The following is a 22,743-nucleotide window of genomic DNA, read 5'->3' as shown; positions in this document are numbered from 1 at the left end:
GCTCACGACGCGGTGTCGCCGATCTCGGCGAGCCGCGCCTCTTCGTCGGCCTGGATGCACGACTCGACGACGGGCTCGAGCGCGCCGTCCATCACGGCGTCGAGGTTGTACGCCTTGTAGCCGGTGCGGTGGTCGGCGATGCGGTTCTCCGGGAAGTTGTACGTCCGGATGCGCTCCGAGCGGTCCATGCCGCGGATCTGGCTCTTCCGGGCGTCGGAGGCGATGGCCGCCTGCTCCTCCTGCTGGCGAGCCAGGATGCGGGCGCGGAGCACGCGCATGCCGGCCTCGCGGTTCTGCAGCTGGCTCTTCTCGTTCTGCATCGCGACCACGATGCCCGTGGGCAGGTGGGTGATGCGCACGGCGGAGTCGGTCGTGTTGACCGACTGGCCGCCGGGGCCGCTCGAGCGGTAGACGTCGATCTTGAGGTCGTTCTGGTTGATGTCGACCTCCTCCGGCTCGTCGACCTCGGGGAAGACGAGAACGCCCGTCGTCGACGTGTGGATGCGCCCCTGCGACTCGGTCGCCGGCACGCGCTGCACGCGGTGCACGCCGCCCTCGTACTTGAGGTGCGCCCAGACGCCCTGCGCGGGGTCGCTGGCGTTCGACTTGATCGCGACCTGGACGTTCTTGTAGCCGCCGAGGTCGGAGTCGTCGCTGGCGATCATCTCGCTCTTCCAGCCCTTCGACTCCGCGTAGTGCAGGTACATGCGCAGGAGGTCGGCGGCGAACAGGGCGCTCTCCGCGCCTCCTTCACCGCCCTTGATCTCCATGATCACGTCGCGGCCGTCGTCGGGGTCGCGCGGGATGAGGAGTCGCCGGAGCTTCTCCTGGGCCTCGTCGAGGCCCTGCTCGAGGGCGGGGACCTCCGCCGCGAAGGCGTCGTCCTCCTTCGCGAGCTCACGCGCGGCCTCGAGGTCGTCCTGCACCTGCTGCCACGCCGAGTGGGCAGCCACGATGCGGCTGAGCTCGGCGTAGCGGCGGTTGATCTTCTTCGCCCGAGCCGCGTCGGCGTGCACGGCAGGGTCGCTGAGCTGCGTCTGCAGGTCGTCGTGCTCCGCCAGCAGCACCGACACCGACTCGAACACCGTCAGTGCTCCTTGTGGGAGGAGTCGTGGCCGTTCGCGGGCACCGACTTCTGGACCTGCACGAGGAACTCGACGTTCGAGCTGGTCTCGCGGAGGTTGCCGAGGACGATCTCGAGGGCCTTCTGCGGGTCGAGGCCGGCCAGGGCGCGACGGAGGCGCCAGGTGATCTTGACCTCCTCCGGGCTGAGCAGCATCTCTTCGCGACGGGTGCCCGAGGCGTTGACGTCGACGGCCGGGAAGATGCGCTTGTCGGCGAGGTGGCGCGACAGGCGGAGCTCCATGTTGCCGGTGCCCTTGAACTCCTCGAAGATCACCTCGTCCATCTTCGAGCCGGTCTCGACGAGGGCGGTCGCGAGGATGGTCAGCGAGCCGCCGTTCTCGATGTTGCGCGCCGCGCCGAAGAAGCGCTTCGGCGGGTACAGCGCCGACGAGTCGACTCCGCCGGAGAGCACGCGGCCCGAGGCGGGGGCGGACAGGTTGTAGGCGCGGCCCAGACGGGTGATCGAGTCGAGCAGCACGACCACGTCGTGGCCCAGCTCGACCAGGCGCTTCGCACGCTCGATGGCGAGCTCGGCGACCGTGGTGTGGTCCTCCGCGGGGCGGTCGAAGGTCGAGGCGATGACCTCGCCCTTGACCGTGCGCTGCATGTCGGTGACCTCCTCGGGGCGCTCGTCCACGAGCACGACCATGAGGTGGGCCTCGGGGTTGTTCACCGCGATGGCGTTCGCGATGGCCTGGAGCACGAGCGTCTTGCCGGCCTTGGGGGGCGAGACGATGAGGCCGCGCTGGCCCTTGCCGATCGGCGAGACGAGGTCGATGATGCGCGTCGACAGCTTCTGGGGCTCGGTCTCGAGGCGCAGGCGCTCCTGCGGGTAGAGGGGCGTCAGCGCGCTGAACTCGACGCGCTTGGCGGCCTCCTCGACGGGCTGGCCGTTGACCGAGTCGATCTTGACGATCGCGTTGTACTTCTGACGGCCCTGGCCCTGGTCGCCGTCACGGGGCTGGCGGATGGCGCCGACGACCGCGTCGCCCTTGCGCAGGTGGTACTTCTTCACCTGGCCGAGCGAGACGTAGACGTCGCTCGCCCCGGGGAGGTACCCGGTGGTGCGGACGAAGGCGTAGTTCTCGAGCACGTCGAGGATGCCCGCGACGGGGATGAGAACGTCGTCGTCGGAGATCTCGGGCTCGAACTCGTCGTTCTGGACGCTGCGGCCGCGCTTGCGGTCGCGCTGACGGCCGCGGCCCTGACGCCCGGCCTCGTCGGACTGCTGGCCGGCCTGCGAGCCCGACTGCTGCTCGCCGCGCGCGGCGTCGTTCTTCTCGCCGGCGGCGCGCTGCTGCTCGGCCTCCTTCGCGGACTGCTCCTGCGCGGAGGCCTGGCCCTGCTGGCCGTTCTGGCCCTGCTGGCCGTTCTGGCCGTTCTGGCCCTGCTGGCCGTTCTGCGGCTGCTGGCCGTTCTGGCCCTGCTGGCCGTTCTGGCCCTGCTGGCCGTTCTGGCCGTTCTTGCGGTTGCGGTTGCGGCTGCGACGACCGCCGCCCTGCTGGCCCTGGCCGTCCTGGTCGCCGGCGCCCTGGTCGTTCGAGCCCTGGTCGGCGGCGCCGGCCTCGGCGTCGCCCGCCTCGGGGGCCGACTGCGGCGCGACGGCCTCGGCCTGGGCGGACGGCACCTCCGCGGCCGGGGCCTCGGCGGCCGCGGCGGCGACCGTGGCGTCGGAGGCGCGGCGCGAGCCACGACGGCTGCGCGAGGGACGCTCGGCGGCGACGGGCGCCTCCTCGGCGGGGGCCTCGACGACCGACGACGGGGCGGCGGCCTCGGCGACGGGCGACGCGACCGGCGCGTCGACCTCAGCGACGGCGGCGGGCGCCTCGTCCGAGACCGGCGCGACGCCGGTCTCGCCGGCGTTGACGTGCTCGACGGCGGTGCGCTGCTCGGGAGCGCCGGCGGCGGCGGTCACCCGGCGCGACGGACGGCGCGTGCGGGGCGCGGCGGCGGTCTCGGCGACGGGGGCCTCGGCCGCGGGCGCCTCGGCGACGGGGGCCGACTCGGCCGGCGCAGCGTCGGTGACGTCGAGGGTCGGCTGCACGGCGACGGGCGCCTCGACGACGACGTCGTCGGTCGGGGCGACCACGGAGGCGTCGCCGGTCGCCTGGACGGCGGCGATGGCCGCGACCAGGTCGCCCTTGCGGAGCTTGGAGAGGCCGCTGATGCCGAGCGACGAGGCGAGGGCCTGCAGCTGCGGGAGGCGCATGGCGCTCAGTTCGGCGGGGGTCTGGGTGGTGGCGCTGTTGTCTGCGTCTGACACTGGTGGGTTCCTTCCGCTCCCCCGCGAGAGCCGCGAGGATGAGCTGGTCACACCTCGCAGCCTCTGGCCTGCCGTGCGGGCGGGCCCTGCGGCCGCACGCTCAGGGCGCGGCACGCACTGCGCGGGATGCGCAGGAAGCTCTCGGAGGTGCGGCACGCGATCGCCAGAGAGCGACCGAGCGCTGCTAGATGTGCACTACGGGATGTGCGACCGGGAATGCCGGGATGACGTGGGACCCCACACGTGTGCTGCCCGGTGACCGGGAGGACGATGCCAGATGCCCAGGAGATCTCAGTTTTCTACCGGGTGCGCGTTCACTGTAGCACCTCGCAGGTCGACGGCGAGCATCAACGGACGCCACGCCGACAGGGCGTTCTCGGCCACGAGCTGGGCCGCCAGGAGCCGCTGCGCCGGGTCGCTGCCGAGCACGAGCAACGAGGGCCCGGCCCCCGACACGACGGCCGCGAGCCCCGCCTGGCGCAGGACCCTGATGAGCATGTCCGTCTCGGGCATCGCGCTCGCGCGGTAGCTCTGGTGCAGGCGGTCCTCCGTCGCCGCGAGCAGCAGCTCGGGGCTCTGGATGAGCGCCGCGACGAGCAGGGCCGACCGCGACACGTTGAACGTGGCGTCCTCGTGGGGCACGGACGCCGGCTGGAGGCTGCGCGCCAGCGAGGTCGACAGCGTCGTCTCGGGCACGAACACGACCGGCGAGACGCCACGGTGGACGAGGAGCCTCTTGTGCGAGGGCCCGGCCGAGGTGGTCCACGCGATCGTCAGGCCGCCGAACAGGGCCGGCGCGACGTTGTCGGGGTGCCCCTCGAGCTCCGTCGCGACCGCGAGCAGCTGGTCGGGCGTGAAGTCGACGCGCCCCTCGAGGAGCCCCTTGGCCGCCATGACGCCCGAGACGATGGCCGCGGCGGAGGAGCCGAGGCCCCGCCCGTGCGGGATCGCGTTGCGCGCCTCGAGACGGAGACCCGGCAGCGGCACCCCCGCGGCACGGTAGGTGGCCGCGATCGAGCGCACCACGAGGTTGCTCTCGTCGGTGGGCACCTCGCCGGCGCCGACCCCGTCGACGTGCACCGCGACTCCGGAGCCCCGGGTCTCGGAGACCACGAGCCTGTCGTAGTGCGACAGCGCGAGGCCGAGGGTGTCGAAGCCGGGCCCCAGGTTGGCCGACGTGGCCGGGACCTTGACGAGGACCGACCTCACGGCCGGGCCGGTGGTCATGCAGAGGCCGGGACGAGCCCGAGCACCTCGGCGACGCGCGCGGTGTCGCTCGCGACCACCGTGGGCTGCACGTCGGTGCCGTCGGCCTTGCGGAGGGCCCACTGCGGGTCTTTCAGGCCGTGGCCCGTCACCGTGAGGACGACCGTCGCCCCGGCGGGCACGACGCCCGCGTCGGCGCGCTCGAGCAGGCCGGCGACGCTGATCGCGGAGGCCGGCTCGACGAAGACGCCGACCTCGGCCGAGAGGATCTTCTGGGCGGCGAGGATGGCCTCGTCGGTGATGGCCCCGAACCAGCCGTCGGTGAGGTCGCGGGCCTCGAGGGCCAGCTGCCACGACGCGGGGTTGCCGATGCGGATGGCGCTGGCGATGGTCTCGGGCTGTCGCACGACCTCGCCGGCGACGATGGGCGCGGAGCCCGCGGCCTGGAAGCCGAACATGCGCGGGAGGCGCGTGGCGCGGCCGGCCTCGAGGTCTTCGCGGTAGCCGCGGGTGTAGGCCGTGTAGTTGCCGGCGTTGCCGACCGGGATGAAGTGGAAGTCGGGGGCGTCGCCCAGCACGTCGACGACCTCGAAGGCCGCCGTCTTCTGGCCCTCGATGCGGTCGTTGTTGACCGAGTTGACGAGGTGCACCGGGTAGTTCGCGGCGAGGTCGCGCGCGATGTCGAGGCAGTCGTCGAAGTTGCCCTGGATCTGCAGCAGCTGCCCGTCGTGCGCGACGGCCTGGCTGAGCTTGCCCATCGCGATCTTGCCCTCGGGCACGAGCACGGCGGCGGTGATGCCGGCGTGCGCCGCGTAGGCGGCGGCCGACGCGGAGGTGTTGCCGGTGGAGGCGCAGATGACGGCCTTCGCACCGTGCTCGACGGCCTTCGAGATCGCCATGGTCATGCCGCGGTCCTTGAAGGAGCCCGTGGGGTTCATGCCCTCGTACTTGACGTAGACCTTCGCGCCGGTGCGGGCCGAGAGGGCCGGCGCCGGGATGAGGGGCGTGCCGCCCTCGCCGAGGGTGACGACGGGCGTCGCCTCGGTGACGTCGAGACGGTCGGCGTACTCGCGCAGGACACCCTGCCACTGGTGGGCCATCAGGCTCCTTCGACTCTCAGGACGCTCGTGACGGAGTTCACGACCGGGGTGGTGCGGAGGGCCTCGACCGTGGCGGCGAGGGCGGACTCGCGGGCACGGTGCGTGCCGATGATCAGGGTAGCGGTCGCCGGGGCCTCGACGTCGCCGTGTGACGCGAGGGGCGGGACGCCGCCCGTCTGCTCGACGCTGTGCACGCTGACGCCGTGGTCGCTGAGCACGCCGGCCACCTCGGCGAGCACGCCGGGCTGGTCGGCCACGTCGAGCGTCACCTGGTAGCGCGTGACCACGTCGCCGATGGGCAGCACGCGGAGGTCGGCGTGGGTGGACTCGGCGAGCCCGGGCCCGCCGATCACGTGCCTCCGGGCGGCGGAGACGAGGTCGCCGAGCACGGCCGAGGCCGTCTCCACTCCCCCGGCGCCCGCGCCGTAGAACATGAGGTCGCCCGCCGCCTCGGCCTCGACGAACACGGCGTTCTTCGCGCCGTGGACCGTGGCGAGGGGGTGCTCGAGCGGCACCAGGGCCGGGTAGACCCGGGCGCTGACGCCCTCGACGCCGTCGGCGTCGAGCAGCCGCTCGCAGATCGCGAGGATCTTGACGACGTAGCCGGCCTTGCGGGCCGCGACGACCTGCTCGTGCGTCACCTCGGTGATGCCCTCGCGGTGCACCGCGACCAGCGGCACGGTCGTGTGGAACGCGAGGCTGGCGAGGATGGCGGCCTTCTGCGCGGCGTCGTAGCCGCCGATGTCGGCGGTCGGGTCGGCCTCCGCGTAGCCCAGCTCGGTCGCCGTGGCGAGGGCGGCCTCGAGGGTGTCGCCGTCGGTGTCCATCCGGTCGAGGATGAAGTTGGTCGTGCCGTTGACGATCCCCATGATGCGGACGATGCGGTCACCGGCGAGGCTGTCGCGCAGCGGGCGGATGATCGGGATGGCGCCGGCCACCGCCGCCTCGTAGTAGAGCTGGGCGCCCACCTGCTCGGCCGCCTCGAACAGCTCGGGGCCGTGGCTCGCCAGCAGCGCCTTGTTGCCGGTCACCACGTCGGCGCCGGAGTTCAGCGCCGCGAGCACGTACTGACGGGCAGGCTCGAGGCCACCCATGAGCTCGACGACGATGTCGGCCCCGAGGATGAGCGACTCGACGTCGGTGGTGAGGAGCTCGCGGGGCAGGTCGACGTCGCGGGGCGCGTCGACGTCGCGGACGCCGATGCCGACGAGCTCGATGCCCGCGCCGGCGCGGCCGGCCAGCTCGTCGGCCTGCTCGAGCAGCAGCCGGGCCACCTGCGAGCCGACCGAGCCGGCGCCGATCAGGGCGACCCGCACGTTGCGGTATTCGATCATGGTGTTCCGTTCTGTGGGGGTGCTGCGGCGACCGGGGGCGGGCGGGGCCGACGAGGGAGGGGCGTGCGTCACGAGGAGGCGCGGGCCGGCTGGTCGAGGCCCGCGTCGCGCGAGAGGAGGTCGGCCTCCGACTCGCCGCGCACGATGACGCGCGAGGTGCCGTCCAGCACCGCCACCACGGGCGGTCGGCCGACGTGGTTGTAGTTGCTCGACAGGCTGTGGCAGTAGGCGCCCGTGGCGGGCACCGCCAGCAGGTCGCCCCGCTCGACGTCGGCGGGCAGCCAGTCGGCCAGGACGACGACGTCGCCGCTCTCGCAGTGCTTGCCCGCGACGCGCACGAGCACGGGAGGAGCCGAGGAGGCGCGCCCCGCGAGGGCCACGGAGTAGTCGGCCGCGTAGAGGGCCGTCCGCGCGTTGTCGCTCATGCCGCCGTCGACGCTGACGTACCGACGGACGGCGCTGGCCGCGGGCCGGCCGAGCACCACGGCCTCGTCGGCGGCCGCCGCGAGGTCGGACTCGGTCGCGACGGCGTCGACGTCGACCTCGTCGACGGCGACCGTGACGTCCTTGATGGTGCCCGTCGTGTAGAGGGTGGTGCCGCCGGGGCCGACGATCGTCCGGCCCGGCTCCACGGCCACGACCGGCACCGGGATGCCCCGGTCGGTGCACTCGGCATGGACGATGTCGGCGAGGGCCGCCGCGAGCTCGTCGATCGAGCGGGAGTCGTCGGCCCTCGTGTAGGCGATGCCGAAGCCGCCGCCCAGGTTGAGCTCGGGCACCTCGCCGTCGGCGAGGAGGCCCGCGTGGACGGCGAGCAAGCGTCGTGCGGCCTCGGCGAAGCCGTCGGAGCCGAAGATCTGCGAGCCGATGTGGGAGTGCAGCCCGAGGAACCGCAGCGACGGCCGAGCACGCACGGCCGCGACGACGTCGGCGGTCTCGCTCAGCGGCACCCCGAACTTCTGGTCCTCCCGGGCGGTCGCGAGGTACTCGTGGGTGCTCGCGTGCACGCCGGAGTTGACCCGGAGGCGCACGGCCTGGACCACGCCGTGGCGCGCGGCGGCGTCGGCGACCCGGTCGACCTCCTCCGCGCTGTCGATGACGACCGCGCCGATCCCCGCCGCGACCGTGCGGTCGAGCTCGGCGTCGGACTTGTTGTTGCCGTGGAAGCCCATCCGGGCGGGCTCCACGCCCGCGGCCCGGGCGACCGCGAACTCGCCGGCCGTGCAGATGTCGACGGCCATGCCGGCCTCGGAGACCCACCGGGCCACCTCGGCGGAGAGGAAGGCCTTCGCGGCGTAGTAGACCTTGACGGTCGTCCCGACCCGAGCGAACTCGCGGCGGAAGGCCTCGACGGTCTGGGCGGCGCGGCCCCGGACGTCGGCCTCGTCGAGCACGTAGAGGGGGGTGCCGTACGTCTGCGCGAGCTCGGTCACGGGCACGCCGCCGAGCACGATCTCGCCGTCGTCGGAGCGCCGGGCCGTCCGCGACCAGACGCCGGCGTCGAGCTCGGCGAGGTCGTCGGGCTCGCGGAGCCAGGCGGGGGCGAGGGGGTTCGACACGGGGCCTCTCCAGGGTCGGCGGGACGGGGGTCGCCGCGCGCGCGACGTGGTCGCGCCCGTGACGTCAGAGAGCCTACCGACAGGCGGCGACGAGCCGGGCCACGTGACGCCGGCCGCGCCCGTGGGCTACGAGCAGGTGCCCTTCTCGGACAGGGCCGAGCTCGTCAGGGGCAGCCCGGGCGAGCGGAGGTCGACGGTGACCTCGCCGGCGCGCACGTCGAGGGCGGTGGCCGTCACCGACGCCGGCAGCTGCTCGGCGAGGCAGACCGAGGTCGCGAAGTCGCCGAGGAAGGGCGTCAGGTCGAGCTGCAGCGACGTGTCGGGCAGGGAGGCGGTGGTCGGGGCGAAGGAGACGGAGCGTCCGTCGTCGCTCAGGCTGGGCACCGCGGTGACGGCGACGGGCACGTCGCCGATGATGGGCACCGAGAACGACCGCGAGTACGTGACCGCGTCGTCGCCCAGCGCCAACGACGCGCCCTGCTGGCGGAGCGCCTCGAGGCCGTCGACCGTCGCCTGGTCGGCCGTGATCGTGCCCGTGACGGGCCCGGAGTCGCCCTCGAGCGAGGTGGGCACGTCGGCGACGTCGACGCGGACCACGACGGGGTCGCCCTCGACCCCGGAGGTCAGCGTGACGTCGTCGAGCGAGCCGTGGGCGATCTGCCAGAGCACCGAGGTGCCGTGCACGTCGACCTCGACGTCGTCGAGGCCGGTGGACGTCTGGACCTCCGCCGCGGCGCGGCTCTCGACGACCGAGCGGACGACGACGTCGGCGATCACGGCGAGGACCGCCAGGCCCACGAGCACGCCGACGAGGATGAAGAGGCCGGCCCCCGCGCTGCGGAGCCGTCGACGCTCGACCGGACGGGCCTCGAAGAAGTCGCTGTCGCTCTCGTCGCTCATCCCGACATCCTGTCAGGGACGCCGGGCGGAGTCGCGCCCCGCGCCGGTCAGGTCACATGCGGTCGGGCGCGGAGACGCCCAGGAGGCCCAGCCCGTTGCGGACGACCTGGCCCGCGGCGTCGTTCAGCCACAGTCGCGTGCGGTGCAGGTCGGTGACCTCCTCGTCGCCCAGGGGCGTCACCCGGCAGCTGTCGTACCAGCGGTGGTAGGTCCCGGCCAGCTCCTCGATGTAGCGGGCGACCCGGTGCGGCTCGCGCAGCTCGGCCGCCTGCGTGACGACGCGGGGCAGCTCGGCGAGGACGCCGAGGAGGGCGCTCTCGGTGGGGTGGGACAGCAGCGACGCGTCGAAGGCGTCACGGGTGACCCCCGCGGCCTCGGCGTTGCGCGCGACGGACCGGGTGCGGGCGTGCGCGTACTGCACGTAGAAGACGGGGTTGTCGTTGGTGCGCCGCGTCAGCAGGTCGAGGTCGATGTCGATCGAGCTGTTCACCGGGCTGCGGACGAGCGAGTAGCGGCCGGCGTCGACGCCGACGGCGTCGACGAGGTCCTCCATCGTGACGACGGTGCCGTTCCGCTTCGACATGCGGAAGGGCTCGCCGTCCTTCAGCAGGTTGACCATCTGGCCGATGAGGATCTCGAGGTTGACGCCCGGCTCGTCGCCGAAGGCCGCGCACATCGCCATCATGCGGCCGACGTAGCCGTGGTGGTCGGCGCCCAGCATGATCAGGTTGCGCTCGAAGCCCCGCTCGCGCTTGTCGAGGTAGTAGGCGAGGTCGCCGGCGATGTAGGCCGCCTCGCCGTCGCTCTTGATGACGACGCGGTCGCGGTCGTCGCCGAACTCCGTCGTGCGCAGCCAGGTCGCGCCCTCGGCCTCGTAGATGTGCCCGAGCTCGGTGAGGCGCGCGACGGCGCGCTCGACGGCCTTCGACTCGTGCAGCGAGTTCTCGTGGAAGAAGACGTCGAAGTCGACGCCGAAGTCGTGCAGCGACGACTTGATGTCGCTGAACATGAAGTCGACGCCCGCGGCGCGGAACACCTCCTGCGCCTCGTCGCGCGGCAGGGCCCGGAGGTCGCCGTCGTGCGCCGCGACGACCCGGTCGGCGATGTCGGTGATGTACTCGCCGCCGTAGCCGTCCTCCGGGGTGGGCTCGCCGAACGAGCGGGCGACGAGGCTGCGGGCGAAGCGGTCGATCTGCCCGCCGTGGTCGTTGAAGTAGTACTCGCGGGTGACGAGGGCGCCCTGCGCCTGGAAGACACGGGCGAGGCTGTCGCCCACGGCCGCCCAGCGGACGCCGCCCAGGTGGATGGGGCCGGTGGGGTTGGCCGACACGAACTCGAGGTCGATGGTGACGCCGGCGTAGTAGTCGCCGCGGCCGAAGGCCTCGCCCTGCTCGACGATCGTGCGGGCCAGCTGGCCGGCCGCGGCCGCGTCGAGCCGCACGTTGATGAAGCCCGGGCCCGCGACGTCGACGTCGGCGACGCCGTCGACCTCGGCGAGCTCGCCCGCCAGCTCGGTGGCGAGGTCGCGGGGCGGGACGCCGACGCGCTTCGCGAACTTCATGGCGACGTTGGACGTCCAGTCGCCGTGGTCGCGGTTCTTCGGGCGCTCGAGGACGACGTCGGCCGGGGCCACGGTGACGTCGTCGCCGACCCCTCGGCGCTCGAGGACGCCCTGGACGACGGCGAGCAGGGAGGAGGAGAGTTCGGCGGGGGTCACGAGAGACGATCGTACCGGCTGCCGGGCGCCCGCCGGCCCGGGCCACGGGCCGTCGGGGCGCCCCTCCGAGCCGACCACGGGCGGCGTCGGGGAGGATGGGGGCATGTCGTCCCGCCGCCCCCGACCCCCGGCCCGCGTCCCCTCCGTCGTCGTCGCCGCCTCCGCCCTGGCCCTCGGCGCCGCAGCCCTGACCGGCTGCACGACGTCGGCCCCGGGCGGCGGGCCCGCGTCGCCGTCCACGTCGGCGGCCCCGTCGCCCGCGGCGTCCGGCGCCACGCCCACCGCCGACCCCGGCTACACGCCGCCGCCGCTCGTGAGCAGCCCGCTCGCCCTCGACTGCGCCGCCCTGCTCGACCCGGCCGCGGGCGTGCTGCCCACGCTGTGGCCCGGCCTCGCCGCGGCCGACGCCCCCGACGCCGACGCCCTCGACGACGCCCTCGACCAGGTGGCGGAGGCCGACGGGACGGTCTGCGACTGGGTCGACGCCGCCGGCGACCACGTGACGGTGGGCGTCGCCGCGTACGACGAGGCCAGCCTCACCGCGATCGCGAACGACCTCGTCGCCTCGAGCAACTCCGTGCCGAGCTACGGGGTGGAGGGCTACTTCAGCCTGCACGGCGGCACGGGCGTCGCCCGTGCCCTGCCCACCGGTCGCCTCGTCGTGGCCGAGTCGACGACCTTCGCGGAGCCCGGGTCGGCCGAGCCGGTGATGACGCAGCTCCTCGCCGCGGTGGGCGAGGGCGGCGCGGGCTAGGCGGCCCGGCGCGCCGACGCCCCGCGGGCGGCGAGCTGCCCCAGCAGGAGCGGCAGCTGCCAGGCCTCGGCGCCGCGGTCCTCCGGGTGCCACTGCACCCCGGTGACCGGCGCGGTGACGTGCTCGACCGCCTCCACCTCGCCGTCGCGCGACCACGCCGCGACGCGCAGGCCCTCGCCGAGGAGGCCGACGGCCTGATGGTGGGCGCTCCGGACCAGCGCGCTCGACAGGACCAGCGCCTCCCGCAGGCGCGTGCCGGCGACGAGGTCGACCTCGTGGTCGGTCATGAGCTGCTCGACGGAGCCCGTGCCGCGGTGCAGGCCGGCCTCGTCGTCGAGGTGCTGCACGAGGGTGCCGCCGAGCGCGACGTTGATCACCTGGTGGCCGCGGCAGATGCCGAGCAGGGGCGTGCCGAGCCGCACCGCGCGGCGGACGACGGCGAGCTGTGCGGCGTCGGCGACCTCGAGGTGACGCCCCTCGCCGGGGTAGCCGGCCGGGGCGCCGTAGTGGTGCGGGGCGAGGTCCTCTCCCCCGACGACGACCACCGCGTCGGCGTCGCGCGTGGCGGCCAGGAGGGCGTCGACGCCGAGGTCGTCGGCGGCCAGGCGCTCGGCCGACCAGCCCGCCCGACGCGCCTCGGCGACGACGCGCTCGTTCAGGGTCTGCACGTAGGCGTGGTACTCCGGCGCGTGCGGCCGACGGCGGGTGACCTCGACGACGGCCAGGCGCGCGCCGGGGCGGGCTCCGGGGGCTCGCGTCTCGATCGGCATGCACCCATGGTCGTCACCGTCGCCGCCTCGCGCCACCCGTGTGTCGCGGCGTTACGACCCGGGGCTCAGGGCCAGAGGGAGGCGCGGCGCCAGCCGTCGCCGACGCGGTCGTACCGCAGGCGCACCTGGTCACGGCCCGTCGTGCCCTGCCAGAACTCGACCGAGACGGGCGCCACGCGGTACGCCGTCCAGTCGTCCGGCACGAGGTCCGGCTCGTCGTCGAGTCGACGACGGGCCTCGTCGAGGGCCGCGTCGGCCTGCTCGGCGCCGGGGATCTCGGTGCTCTGCGGCATCGCGATCGCGACGGCGCGCGAGTCGGGGTGCCGCGCCCGGAAGTCGTCCTCGCTGACGTCGCGCGGCCCCGGGAGGGCGTCGCCGAGCACGCGGACCTGTCGCCCGAGGTCGCTCCAGGAGAGGGTCAGCGCGACGCGGGGGTCGTCGGCGATCTGGCGGCCCTTGGGGCTGAGCGACGAGGTGGTGAACCAGAAGGCGTCGTCGACCTCCTTGAGGAGCAGGGTGCGCGCCGTCGGCCCCGAGGCGGTCGAGGCGGTCGACAGGGTCATCGCGTGCGGCTGCGCGACCCCGGCCTCCACCGCGTCGTCGAGCCAGGTGAGAAAGAGCGCGATCGGCTCCGGGGGTGCTTGCTCGGGGTCGAGGGGCGACACGTCGATCTCGGGCCGGCGAGCGCCGCGCACCCGGTCGCGGAGCGAGCGGCGGCCGCCCTGCCCGGCGTCGTCGCCGCCGCCGGAGTCGGGAGAAGAGGGAACGTGGGAGGCGCGGGCCGCGTCGTCGTCGTGGGTCACCGCCCCAGAGTGCACCCGCCCGCTGCGCCGCGCCCCAGGCGGGGCCGGCGCGTGTCCGTCGGCGACCCTGCGGGCTGCTAGCCTTGTCGTCGACCCTGGCCCCCATAGCTCAGGGGATAGAGCACTGCCCTCCGGAGGCAGGGGCGAAGGTTCGAATCCTTCTGGGGGCACCGAATCCCTCGGCGGCAGCAAGTCCTCGCGAAGACGCCGAGCACCACGCTTTCTGTGGATCGGTGTCGACGACGGGCCGTCGCCCCGTCCCACACCGCCTCAGGACGCCGTGGGGACGTCCGCGTCCGTCGTCATCGAGAACGGCGACCAGTGGTAGCCGTCGGGGTCGTCGAACTGCCGCTGGTACATGAACGGGTACTCGTCGGTGTCTCCGACGCGCCCGCCCGCGGCGTCGGCGCGCGTGACGAGGTCGTCGACGGCCTCGCGGCTCTCGAGGTCGAACGAGACCGTCACCGGCGAGGGCGCGCCGGGTGCCCCGACCAGCTCCTCCGTCGCACCGACTGCCGTGTACTGCTCGCGGCTGACGAGCATGACGTGCTGGTCGCCGGTGACCACGAAGCACGCTGCACCGGGGCCGGACATCTCCGGCCTCGGAGCCCAGCCGAGGGCGGTGTAGAACGCCGTCGAGCGCTCGACGTCCTCGACCGGGCAGGTGATGAAGAGGCTCATGCCGTGGAGGCTGGACCCGGTTGCCCCTCCGTGTCAAGGGACGGTCAGGTCGGTGGCCGACGGGACAGCGGCTCGGGTCAGCGGATCGGGTCCCGGCGGGCCGGCGCCCGGGGGTCGTCCTGGGACCGGTCCGCCTCCGCGAGGCCCTCCCGGAGCGTGCGGAGCGGCACGTCGAGGTGACGGGCGACGTCGACCAGGCTCGCCTCGTCGCGGAGCATGTCGCGGGCGATCTGGAGCCGCCGTCGGCTGAGGGCGGGTGCGCCCCGGCGCTTGTAGTGCGCCTCCTGACGTCTCCGCTCGGCGGCCCGGGCCGGCTCGTCGGCGATGGTCGACTCGTACGACGCGAGCGCCCCCGCGGCGCGGAAGAAGAACCGGCCCCAGGCGCCGAGCTCGTCGATGTCGTCGTCGATCGAGCGGAAGGCCACGCCTCGGTCGTCGAGCGAGGCGATCAGCGCGACCACCTCGGCCAGGGTGCCGCCGAGCCGGTCGAGGCGTGAGACGACGAAGACGTCGCCCTCCCGGAGGGAGGACAACGCCTTCTGCAGCTCAGGGCGACGAGCCCGGGGGCCGGTGGCCTGGTCGACGTAGACGCGTTCGCACGCCGCACCGGCCAGCGCGTCGCGCTGGTGGCTGCCGACCTCGTCGTCGGAGTCACGCCGGTATCCGATCACGGCCACGTCGGGGCCTCCCCCGCGGAGCTCACCAGCCGTCGATCAGCTGTACGTCAGCGCGATGACGGCGACGTCGAGGGTGCGGTACGCGCCCTCCTGACGGGTCGCCTGGCGGCTCCGGCCCCGCAGGACCTCGAAGCGGCCCGAGGACTCGTGGACGAACCCGATGACGCCCGCGGTGGGCGTGGAGACGCGGTGGAAACCGTCTCCGAGGTCGATCACCTCGGCCCGTGACGTGCGTTCCAGAACAGCTCCCATGATGTCCTCCCGGCCTCAGGAGCCCCGCCTACGGGGGCTCGTCTGCCGAGCGTACCCCGCGCTCGGGGTACAACACCGGCGAGACGGCTGCCGTCCACCTGCCGCTTACCTGTGAGTGCGAGGGCTGAGCGGAGGCAGGGTCCGCTCCGCGGGGGACACGAGCACACCCGGCGCGGCCATGCCCTCACCGCCACGACCTCACCGCCACGACCTCAGACGGGCGGCGCCTCCACCACGTCGCGGGAGGGCCTCCCCCGCCCCGCCGTCGCCGTCACCCCGACGCTGGCGGCGGTGACGAGGGCCAGCGCCACGAGTTCGCGGGCGCCGAGGGCCTGGCGCAGCACCACGAGCCCGGCGAGGGCGGCGACGGCCGGGCCGAGGCTCGACAGCACCCCGAACACGCGCGTGGGCAGGCGTCGCAGCGCGACCACCTCGAGCGAGTACGGCAGCGCCGAGGTCAGCAACGCGACGAGCAGGAAGACCGCGAGGAGTCGCGGGTCGGCCACCACGGCCCGCGTCGCGTCGGCCGCGCCCACGGGCACCACCACGGCGGCCGCGACGACCATCGAGACCGCCAGCCCGCCCATCGCGTCGTCGGAGCGGCCGAGGTTCGCGTTCGCCACGATGTAGCCGGCCCAGAAGGCCCCGGCGCCGAGGGCGAGCAGCACGCCGACCAGGGGCGTCGCGCCCGACGAGTCGAGTCCGAGCACGACCACGCCGACGAGCGCGAGCAGCGCCCAGGCGGCGTCGAGCCAGCGCCGGGTCTGGGCGAGCGCGACGGCCAGCGGCCCGAGGAACTCCAGGGTCACCGCGACGCCGAGGGGCACGACGTCGATGGCGAGGTAGATGAGCGAGTTCATGCCGGCGAGGGCGAGCCCGAGCAGCACGACGCCGAGCCAGGTGCGCCGCGACCAGCGACGCACGCGGGGGCGGAACACGACCACGAGGATGAGCGCGCCGAGGGCGAGGCGGAGGGCGGCGGCGCCCGTCGGGCCGAGAGCCTCGAAGTGCGTGCGGGCGAGGGCCGCGCCGAACTGGACGGAGACGATGGCCGCGACGGCCAGGAGCGGTGACGGGACGCGGTCGAGGGGGCGGCTCACGCGGCGAGTCTAGGGGCGCGGCCCCGCTGGCCCGGACGTGCTGCGACGGGCTGCGCCGCCGCCCGGCCGGCCGCCGGTAGCATCGCAGGGTGTCCGACGCCCTCACCGTGATCTCCCCCGTCGTGGAGCTCTTCGGCTGGTTCGGCTTCGTCGTCGGCGTGCCCTTCCTCCTCCTGGGCGCACACGCCCGGCACCGCGCCGCCCGCTACGAGGAGACGGTCGCCGTCGTCATCCCGCCGCCGGCCTGGGCCCGCGCCGCCGTCGCCCGGTGGATGGACTCCTCCGGCGAGCTGCACGAGACCCAGTTCGGCGACCACCCCCTCGAGACCCCGGTCGAGACCGAGATCACCGTGCACTACGACCCCGACCGCCCGTCCCGGCCGCGGACCGACGCGCCGGACGACGACGGCCGGGCCCTGCGCGCGGTGGGGCGTGTGCTGGTCGGCGTCGGCGCCGCCTGCGCCGTCGCCTCCGTCGCGCTCCTCTTCGTCGAGTAGTCCGTCGCCGTCGACCGCTCGATCCAGGGACGGCCGGGCCCCCGCCGACCCGGCGTCGATAGACTCCGCGGAACGACCGAGGGGAGCAGTGTGCGCGTCAGTGAACGAAGCCGTCGGGGGGCAGGTGTCGGGGCCGTGCTGGCCGCGGCCGCCGTGGTGCTGGGGTCGGCCGTGGCCGGCGTCGGTGCCGACCGGGCCCACGCCGAGCCGCCCGTCTCGCTGTCGGGGGCGTACGTGCTCGACCAGGCCGACGTGCTGTCGGCCGCCGACGAGCAGCGGGTCGAGGAGAGCCTCGACGCCCTCTCCGCCGACTCCGGCGTCGACCTCTTCGTCGTCTACGTCGACTCCTTCTCCTCCCCCGCCGACCGCGCCGCGTGGGGCAGCGCGACGGCCTCGCTGAACCAGCTCGGCCCCGACGACGTCCTCCTCTCGGTCGCGGTGGGCGACCGGGTCTACGACCTCTCCACCGACTCCACCGGCCCGGTCTCCGACGCCGAGCGCGAGCGGCTGCAGGCCGACGTCGTCGAGCCTCGCCTCCGCGACGACGACTGGGCGGGCGCGGCGGTCGCCCTCGCGGACGGCATCCGTGACGACCAGGCGGGCCCCGACATGTCGTGGCTGCTCGGCGTCGTGCTCGTGGTCGTCGTCCTCGCGATCGTCGTGGGCGTCGCGGTCGTGGTGCTGCGCACCCGTCGTCGCCGGAAGGCGGAGGACGCCGCGGCGGCCCGCCAGGCCGAGCTCGAGCGGGAGGCCGCCGGCATGCTCGTGACCCTCGACGACGAGATCACCGCCGGCCAGCAGGAGGTCGGGTTCGCCGCGGCCCAGTTCGGCGACGACGCCGCCCGGCCCTTCGTCGAGGCCCTCCGCCGGGCCCGCGACCAGGCCCGCGAGGCCTTCGAGCTCCAGCAGAGGCTCGACGACGCCGTGCCCGACTCCGCCGAGCAGCGCCGCGAGTGGACCGAGCGGATCGTCGAGCTCTGCCGGGCCGCCGACGCCGCCCTGGAAGAGCAGTCCCGGGCCTTCGACGAGCGCCGTGCCGCCGAGGAGCGGGTGCCCGCCGACGTGGCCGCCCTGCCCGCCGAGCTGGAGTCGCGCGTCGCCCGGGTCGCCAAGGCCCGCGAGGTGCTCGCCCGGCTCGCGACCGCGTACTCGCCCCGCGCGGTCGCCGGCGTCGCCGAGAACGCCGACCAGGCCGACCGGCTCGTCGAGTTCGCCCGGGAGACGACCGACGCGGCGCGGGAGGACCTCGCGGCCTCCCGTCCCGGCGAGGCCGTCGCCGGTGTCCGCGCCGTCCGCCAGGCGTTCGGGCAGGTCGACCAGCTGCTCTCCTCCGTCGACCACGCCGGCGAACAGCTGCGCACCGCCGCCACGACGATCGCCGCCCTCGCCGCCGACCTGCGGGCCGACGTCGCGACGGCCGAGGCGCTGCCCCCGAGGAGCGCCCCGGACGGCGTGGACGTCGCCGGCTCGGTGGCCGCCGCGCGCGCCGCCGTCGCCCTCGCCGGCACGACCACCGACGACCCCCTGGCGGTGCTCGCCGACCTGGGGGCCGCGAACGCCCGCATCGACGCCGTCCTGGCGGCGGTGCGCGAGCAGGGCGAGAAGGACCGCCGGGCGCAGGCGGCCCTCGACCAGGCGCTGCGCACGGCGCGCGACCAGATCAGCTCCGCCCGCGACTTCATCCAGACCCGGCGCGGCGGCATCGGCACCCGCCCGCGCACCCGCCTCTCCGAGGCCGAGCGGCACCTCGCCGCCGCGGTCTCCCTCGCCGTGCGCGACCGTGACGCGGCCCTGGTGGAGGCGCACGACGCGGCCCAGCTCGCCGCGGCGGCCGCCAGCGAGGCCGCGGCCGAGGTGCAGCAGTACCAGCAGGTCGGCCTCGGCGGCGGCTACGGCGGTCGGGGCCGGGGCGGCGCCGACCTCGGCGGCATCGTCACGGGCCTCGTCATCGGCGGCCTCCTCAACGGCGGGGGCGGCGGCTTCGGCGGCGGGGGCGGCTTCGGCGGAGGAGGCGGCGGCGGCTTCGGCGGCGGCGGCGGCGGAGGCCGCAGCTCCGGGGGCGGCCGGTTCTGACCGGCGCGCGCGTCCCGCACCCGCCGACCCGCGACTCCCCCCGGCCCCGGCCGGCACCAGACCCACCCACCCCCACGACCACCACCGGAAGGACCACCCCATGACGAAGCAGTCGATCTTCGGGCGCATCGCCCAGCTGACCCGCGCCAACATCAACGCCCTCCTCGACCAGGCCGAGGACCCGCAGAAGATGCTCGACCAGATGGTGCGCGACTTCACCGAGAGCATCCGCGAGGCCGAGGCCGCCGTCGCGCAGACCATCGGCGACCTGCGCCTGCTCGAGCAGGACCACGCCGAGGACGTCGCCGCGGCCGCCGACTGGGAGCGCAAGGCCGTCGCCGCCAGCACGAAGGCCGACCAGCTGCGCAGCTCGGGGTCGACGGCGGACGCCGACAAGTTCGACGCCCTGGCCAAGGTGGCCCTCGGCCGCCAGATCGCCTCCAAGAAGGAGGCGCGCGACGCCGAGCCCACGATCGCCTCGCAGACCGAGGTCGTCGACAAGCTCAAGGCCGGGCTCACCTCGATGCGGGCGAAGCTCGAGGAGCTGAACTCGAAGCGCAACGAGCTCGTCGCGCGCTCGCGCACCGCCGCCGCCCAGTCGAAGGTCGCCGACGCGATCGGCAGCATCGACGTGCTCGACCCCACCAGCGAGATCAGCCGCTTCGAGGACAAGATCCGTCGCGAGGAGGCGCGGGTGCTGGGCCAGCAGGAGCTCGCCGCCTCGAGCCTGGACGCCCAGTTCGAGAGCCTCGACGATCTCGACCAGCAGACCGAGGTGGAGGCGCGCCTCGCCGCCCTGAAGCTCGGCGCCCTCGACAAGTGAGCACCGCGCAGTGACCACCGCGCCCGGCTCCCCCTGGCCCGCCCCGCCCGTCGTCGAGCCCCGCTCGGACGGCACGGGGCCCCGTGCCGCCCGGGGAGCCGGGCGCTCCCGCGTGGTCGGCGTCGACGTCGCCCGCGGGCTCGCCGTGCTCGGCATGTTCGCGGCCCACATGTGGCCGCGCGTCGACCTCGACGAACGGCTCTTCGACGGTCGCTCGGCCATCCTCTTCGCCACGCTGGCGGGCGTGTCGCTCGGGCTGATGTCGGGCGGCGCCGCGCCCACGCCCCGGGGCCGACGGGCCCGCGTCGTCGGGTCGATCGCGATCCGGGCCGGCGTCCTCATCGCCCTCGGGCTGCTGCTGCAGGCCTGGAACGGCTACGTGCTGGTGATCCTCCCCTACTACGGCGTGATGTTCCTCCTCCTGCTCGTCGTGCTCTTCGCCCCGCCCGGGGTGCTGCTCGTGATCGCCGCGGTCGTGGCGGTCGGCGCGCCCGCCCTCGCGACGCTCGTGCCCCAGGACGCCTACGGCGACTCCAGCCTCCCCGGGGCCGCGGGCGTGGCCACCGACGCCCTGCTCGTCGGGGCCTACCCCGCCCTCGTCTGGCTGCCCTTCCTGCTCGTCGGCCTCGTCGCCGCCCGGAGCGACCTCCGGCGCCGCGGCACGCAGCTCGTCATGCTCGGGGCCGGCACGGTCGCGGCGTTCGTCGGCTACACCGTGCGGTACCTGCCCGGGGCAGCCGCGGTGCCGGCGTTCGACCCCGCCGACCACGAGGGCATGCCCGCCGAGATCGTCGGCAGCGGCGGCGTCGCGATCGCGGTCGTCGGGCTGCTGCTGCTGGTCACCAGCCCCGACCGGGCCTGGGGCCGTGGCGTGGCCACGGCGCTCCGTCCCCTGTCGGCCACGGGGGCCCAGCCGCTCACGGTCTACTCCGCGCACCTGCTGCTCACGGCGCCGCTCTTCTTCGCCTACCGCGCCGAGGGCGGGTCGTACGGGCTGCCCCTCTGGCAGCTCGCGGTGGCGGTCGTGGCCACGCTGACGTACGCCGTGCTCTGGCAGCGCTTCGTCGGCCGGGGGCCGCTCGAACGGGCCGTCGGCCGACTCAGCTCGCCCTGGTCGCGCGGGCCGCGCGCTGTGACAGACTGACGCCCGTGAGGTTCGTCGTGGTCCCCCAGTGGCAGGGCTCGCCGTCGTCGCGGGCCATGAGGCTCGCCGACGGCGCCTACGCCGTGCTGGCCGACCTCCCCCCGAGCGCCACCGCCCTCGTCGAGGTGCCCGTGGGCGCCGGCGACTCACTGGGCACGGGTGTGCACCGGCTGTCGTCCGTGCTCGCCGCCGCCGAGGCCGTCGCCGACGAGCTGCGGAGCGACGACTCCCCCGCCCTGGTGGTCGGCGGCGACTGCGGCGTCGAGCTGGCGGCCGTCCGGCACGCCGTCACCCCGCAGACGGCCGTCGTGTGGTTCGACGCCCACCCCGACCTGCACAGCCCGCGCAGCAGCGAGAGCGGGGCGTTCAGCGGCATGGTGCTCCGCACGCTGATCGACGGCGGAGACGACCTCCCGACCTTCTCCTCGGGGCCCGCTCCCGAGGCTGTCGACGCGGGGCGCGTCGTCCTCGCCGGCGTCCGCTCGATCGACGACGCCGAGGACGTCCACCTCGAGAGCCGCCGCATCCGCTCGGTGTCGTCGCTCGACCTCTCCCCGCAGGACGTCGTGGACGCCGTCGCCGAGACGGGCGCCACGGAGGTCTACCTCCACGTCGACCTCGACGTGCTCGACCCCTCGGCCCTCACCGGGCTGCTCGACCCCCAGCCGTTCGGCCTCGAGCCGAGCGTGCTCATCGAGACGCTGACCGCGCTGAAGCAGCGCTTCACCCTCGTCGGCGCGGGCCTCTGCGGCTTCGCGCCCGTCGACGCCACGCACGCGTCGGACGACATGGGCACCATCCTCCGCGTCGTGGGAGCGCTGTCGCGATGAGCGACGGGGGCGAGCGGCCGCGGGTCAGCGTCGTCCGCGACGGCCACGTGCTGCTGATCGGCCTCGACCGCCCCGAGAAGCGCAACGCCGCCGACCTGCGCCTGCTCCGCGAGCTGAGCCTGGCCTACGGCCTGCTCGACCGCGACCCCGAGCTGAGGGTCGGACTGCTGCACGCCCACGGCGACCACTTCACGGCGGGGCTCGACCTCGCCGACGTGGCCCCCGCCGTCGGCCCCGACGGCCTCGACGTCGTGCCCGAGGGCGGCCTGCACCCCTGGCAGGTGGAGGGACGCCAGCTGTCGAAGCCGGTCGTCGCGGTCGTGCAGGGCACCTGCCTGACGCTCGGCGTCGAGCTGGCCCTCGCGAGCGACGTCGTCGTCGCCGCGGACGACGCGCGCTTCGGGCAGATCGAGGTGAGCCGGGCGATCCTGCCCTTCGGCGGCGCCACCGTCCGGCTGCCTCGCCGCGTCGGCTGGGGCGACGCGATGCGCTGGATGCTCACCGGCGACCTCCTCGACGCCGCCGAGGCGCTCCGCATCGGTCTCGTGCAGGAGGTGCTCCCGCGCGCGGAGGCGCTCGGCCGGGGGCTCGAGCTCGCCCGGCGGATCGCCGCGCAGGCACCGCTCGCCGTGCAGGCGACGCTCGCGAACGCCCGGCTCGCCCTCCGCGAGGGCGACCGCGCGGCGGAGTCGCAGCTGCAGCCGGAACTCGTGCGCCTGATGCGGACGGACGATGCCCGGATCGGTCACGAGGCGTTCCTGGCCCGCACGGACGCGGAGTTCACCGGCCGCTGACCCCCCTCGGGAGCCCTCTCGCGGGCACGACGGCCGACGGCCGCGTCAGCCCCGACGCGGCCGGGACCCCGAGGAACGTCGAGGGCCCGCCTCCCCGAGGGGAAGCGGGCCCGAGAACGAGGCGGATCGGCCTACTTGAAGACGTCCTTGACGTCCTCGCCGACCTTCTTGGCGGAGGCGCTGGTCTGGTCCTTCTGACCCTCGGCCTTGAGGCTCTCGTCGCCCTTGTGGTCTCCGAGAGCTTCCTTGGCCTTGCCGGCGATGTCCTGAGCGGCGTTCTTGATCTTGTCGTCGAGTCCCATGGTGACCTCCTCAATGAGCGCTGTCTGCGCGATGGGTCA

At 74.6% G+C, this 22,743-nt stretch carries 22 protein-coding genes and 1 tRNA gene; 8 read left to right on the top strand and 15 right to left on the bottom strand.

Annotated elements, in window-relative coordinates; translation table 11 throughout:
• Window positions 1-2: 2 nt before the first annotated feature.
• From prfA to argS, 8 genes are all read right to left on the bottom strand, one after another.
• Window positions 3-1,085 carry a peptide chain release factor 1 gene (gene prfA / locus IFT45_RS17050; protein WP_056053933.1) on the bottom strand — a complete coding sequence of 361 codons (1,083 nt, stop codon included), beginning with the start codon at window positions 1,083-1,085 and terminating at the stop codon, window positions 3-5.
• Between the two features lie 2 nt (window positions 1,086-1,087).
• Complete coding sequence (rho, locus tag IFT45_RS06235; RefSeq protein ID WP_192127224.1) at window positions 1,088-3,388, bottom strand: transcription termination factor Rho; 2,301 nt, start codon at window positions 3,386-3,388, stop codon at window positions 1,088-1,090.
• Window positions 3,389-3,679: 291 nt separating this feature from the next.
• Window positions 3,680-4,615, bottom strand: coding sequence for a homoserine kinase (thrB, locus tag IFT45_RS06230; RefSeq protein WP_056053930.1), 936 nt, complete (start codon window positions 4,613-4,615; stop codon window positions 3,680-3,682).
• Window positions 4,612-5,694 carry a threonine synthase gene (thrC, locus tag IFT45_RS06225; protein WP_056053927.1) on the bottom strand — a complete coding sequence of 361 codons (1,083 nt, stop codon included), beginning with the start codon at window positions 5,692-5,694 and terminating at the stop codon, window positions 4,612-4,614. Before thrC ends, thrB begins: the two co-directional genes overlap by 4 nt.
• Complete coding sequence (locus IFT45_RS06220) at window positions 5,694-7,028, bottom strand: homoserine dehydrogenase (protein WP_056053924.1); 1,335 nt, start codon at window positions 7,026-7,028, stop codon at window positions 5,694-5,696. Before IFT45_RS06220 ends, thrC begins: the two co-directional genes overlap by 1 nt.
• A 68-nt stretch (window positions 7,029-7,096) precedes the next feature.
• The gene (locus IFT45_RS06215) at window positions 7,097-8,587 is read right to left on the bottom strand and encodes an alanine racemase (RefSeq protein WP_192127222.1); all 1,491 of its coding nucleotides are present in this window, start codon (window positions 8,585-8,587) and stop codon (window positions 7,097-7,099) included.
• Window positions 8,588-8,713: 126 nt separating this feature from the next.
• Complete coding sequence (locus tag IFT45_RS06210; RefSeq protein ID WP_056053919.1) at window positions 8,714-9,487, bottom strand: LmeA family phospholipid-binding protein; 774 nt, start codon at window positions 9,485-9,487, stop codon at window positions 8,714-8,716.
• 52 nt (window positions 9,488-9,539) lie between these two features.
• Window positions 9,540-11,204, bottom strand: a complete 1,665-nt coding sequence (argS, locus tag IFT45_RS06205; protein ID WP_056053916.1) for an arginine--tRNA ligase — start codon at window positions 11,202-11,204, stop codon at window positions 9,540-9,542.
• Between the two features lie 103 nt (window positions 11,205-11,307).
• On the opposite strand from argS, the gene IFT45_RS06200 reads away from it, so the two are divergent.
• On the top strand, window positions 11,308-11,958 hold the full coding sequence (locus tag IFT45_RS06200) for a hypothetical protein (RefSeq protein WP_185232236.1): 651 nt from the start codon (window positions 11,308-11,310) through the stop codon (window positions 11,956-11,958).
• On the opposite strand, the gene IFT45_RS06195 is transcribed toward IFT45_RS06200, so the two are convergent.
• Window positions 11,955-12,728: a gamma-glutamyl-gamma-aminobutyrate hydrolase family protein gene (locus IFT45_RS06195; protein WP_192127220.1), complete on the bottom strand. Its 774-nt coding sequence runs from the start codon at window positions 12,726-12,728 to the stop codon at window positions 11,955-11,957. The genes IFT45_RS06200 and IFT45_RS06195 overlap by 4 nt on opposite strands.
• A gap of 65 nt (window positions 12,729-12,793) precedes the next feature.
• On the bottom strand, window positions 12,794-13,531 hold the full coding sequence (locus IFT45_RS06190; protein ID WP_192045565.1) for a pyridoxal 5'-phosphate synthase: 738 nt from the start codon (window positions 13,529-13,531) through the stop codon (window positions 12,794-12,796).
• 98 nt (window positions 13,532-13,629) lie between these two features.
• On the opposite strand from IFT45_RS06190, the gene IFT45_RS06185 reads away from it, so the two are divergent.
• A tRNA-Arg gene (locus IFT45_RS06185) sits at window positions 13,630-13,701 on the top strand.
• Between the two features lie 100 nt (window positions 13,702-13,801).
• On the opposite strand, the gene IFT45_RS06180 is transcribed toward IFT45_RS06185, so the two are convergent.
• The 4 genes from IFT45_RS06180 to IFT45_RS06165 form a co-directional block, all read right to left on the bottom strand.
• The gene (locus tag IFT45_RS06180; protein WP_192127218.1) at window positions 13,802-14,212 is read right to left on the bottom strand and encodes a VOC family protein; all 411 of its coding nucleotides are present in this window, start codon (window positions 14,210-14,212) and stop codon (window positions 13,802-13,804) included.
• 77 nt (window positions 14,213-14,289) lie between these two features.
• Window positions 14,290-14,889, bottom strand: coding sequence for a recombinase family protein (locus tag IFT45_RS06175; RefSeq protein ID WP_185232227.1), 600 nt, complete (start codon window positions 14,887-14,889; stop codon window positions 14,290-14,292).
• Between the two features lie 36 nt (window positions 14,890-14,925).
• Entirely contained in the window at window positions 14,926-15,105 is a 180-nt protein-coding gene (locus IFT45_RS06170; RefSeq protein ID WP_056053897.1) for a hypothetical protein, read from the bottom strand.
• A 248-nt stretch (window positions 15,106-15,353) separates the two neighbouring features.
• Window positions 15,354-16,241 carry a DMT family transporter gene (locus IFT45_RS06165; RefSeq protein WP_200931966.1) on the bottom strand — a complete coding sequence of 296 codons (888 nt, stop codon included), beginning with the start codon at window positions 16,239-16,241 and terminating at the stop codon, window positions 15,354-15,356.
• A gap of 89 nt (window positions 16,242-16,330) precedes the next feature.
• Between IFT45_RS06165 and IFT45_RS06160 the strand changes: the two genes are divergently transcribed.
• The 6 genes from IFT45_RS06160 to IFT45_RS06135 all read left to right on the top strand — a co-directional run bounded on the left by IFT45_RS06160 (window position 16,331) and on the right by IFT45_RS06135 (window position 22,402).
• On the top strand, window positions 16,331-16,738 hold the full coding sequence (locus IFT45_RS06160) for a hypothetical protein (protein ID WP_192127215.1): 408 nt from the start codon (window positions 16,331-16,333) through the stop codon (window positions 16,736-16,738).
• Window positions 16,739-16,873: 135 nt separating this feature from the next.
• Window positions 16,874-18,811: a TPM domain-containing protein gene (locus IFT45_RS06155; RefSeq protein ID WP_192127213.1), complete on the top strand. Its 1,938-nt coding sequence runs from the start codon at window positions 16,874-16,876 to the stop codon at window positions 18,809-18,811.
• 100 nt (window positions 18,812-18,911) lie between these two features.
• Complete coding sequence (locus IFT45_RS06150) at window positions 18,912-19,634, top strand: PspA/IM30 family protein (protein WP_192127211.1); 723 nt, start codon at window positions 18,912-18,914, stop codon at window positions 19,632-19,634.
• Between the two features lie 10 nt (window positions 19,635-19,644).
• Window positions 19,645-20,778, top strand: a complete 1,134-nt coding sequence (locus tag IFT45_RS06145; protein ID WP_192127209.1) for a hypothetical protein — start codon at window positions 19,645-19,647, stop codon at window positions 20,776-20,778.
• Window positions 20,779-20,783: 5 nt separating this feature from the next.
• Complete coding sequence (locus IFT45_RS06140; RefSeq protein WP_369814248.1) at window positions 20,784-21,608, top strand: arginase family protein; 825 nt, start codon at window positions 20,784-20,786, stop codon at window positions 21,606-21,608.
• Window positions 21,605-22,402 (top strand): crotonase/enoyl-CoA hydratase family protein, encoded by a 798-nt coding sequence (locus IFT45_RS06135; RefSeq protein ID WP_192127207.1) that lies wholly within the window; start codon window positions 21,605-21,607, stop codon window positions 22,400-22,402. The genes IFT45_RS06140 and IFT45_RS06135 overlap by 4 nt, the downstream gene beginning before the upstream one ends.
• Window positions 22,403-22,533: 131 nt before the next feature.
• Here the strand turns inward: IFT45_RS06135 and IFT45_RS06130 are convergent, their stop codons facing one another.
• Window positions 22,534-22,704, bottom strand: coding sequence for a CsbD family protein (locus IFT45_RS06130; protein WP_167258932.1), 171 nt, complete (start codon window positions 22,702-22,704; stop codon window positions 22,534-22,536).
• Window positions 22,705-22,743 lie beyond the last annotated feature (39 nt).

This window comes from Frigoribacterium sp. CFBP 13707, assembly GCF_014842245.1.
In the GTDB taxonomy this organism is placed as follows: domain Bacteria; phylum Actinomycetota; class Actinomycetes; order Actinomycetales; family Microbacteriaceae; genus Frigoribacterium; species Frigoribacterium endophyticum.
Note: the sequence above shows the minus strand (reverse complement) of the source record. Positions and strands in the feature narration are given on the sequence as shown.

What these genes read in the sequence shown, in the direction of transcription:
- thrB (WP_056053930.1), bottom strand. Translation starts at nt 4,615, where the DNA reads ATGACCACCGGCCCGGCCGTGAGGTCGGTCCTCGTCAAGGTCCCGGCC.
- thrC (WP_056053927.1), bottom strand. Translation starts at nt 5,694, where the DNA reads ATGGCCCACCAGTGGCAGGGTGTCCTGCGCGAGTACGCCGACCGTCTC.
- IFT45_RS06220 (WP_056053924.1), bottom strand. Translation starts at nt 7,028, where the DNA reads ATGATCGAATACCGCAACGTGCGGGTCGCCCTGATCGGCGCCGGCTCG.
- IFT45_RS06210 (WP_056053919.1), bottom strand. Translation starts at nt 9,487, where the DNA reads ATGAGCGACGAGAGCGACAGCGACTTCTTCGAGGCCCGTCCGGTCGAG.
- IFT45_RS06200 (WP_185232236.1), top strand. Translation starts at nt 11,308, where the DNA reads ATGTCGTCCCGCCGCCCCCGACCCCCGGCCCGCGTCCCCTCCGTCGTC.
- IFT45_RS06195 (WP_192127220.1), bottom strand. Translation starts at nt 12,728, where the DNA reads ATGCCGATCGAGACGCGAGCCCCCGGAGCCCGCCCCGGCGCGCGCCTG.
- IFT45_RS06180 (WP_192127218.1), bottom strand. Translation starts at nt 14,212, where the DNA reads ATGAGCCTCTTCATCACCTGCCCGGTCGAGGACGTCGAGCGCTCGACG.
- IFT45_RS06150 (WP_192127211.1), top strand. Translation starts at nt 18,912, where the DNA reads ATGACGAAGCAGTCGATCTTCGGGCGCATCGCCCAGCTGACCCGCGCC.
- IFT45_RS06135 (WP_192127207.1), top strand. Translation starts at nt 21,605, where the DNA reads ATGAGCGACGGGGGCGAGCGGCCGCGGGTCAGCGTCGTCCGCGACGGC.
- IFT45_RS06130 (WP_167258932.1), bottom strand. Translation starts at nt 22,704, where the DNA reads ATGGGACTCGACGACAAGATCAAGAACGCCGCTCAGGACATCGCCGGC.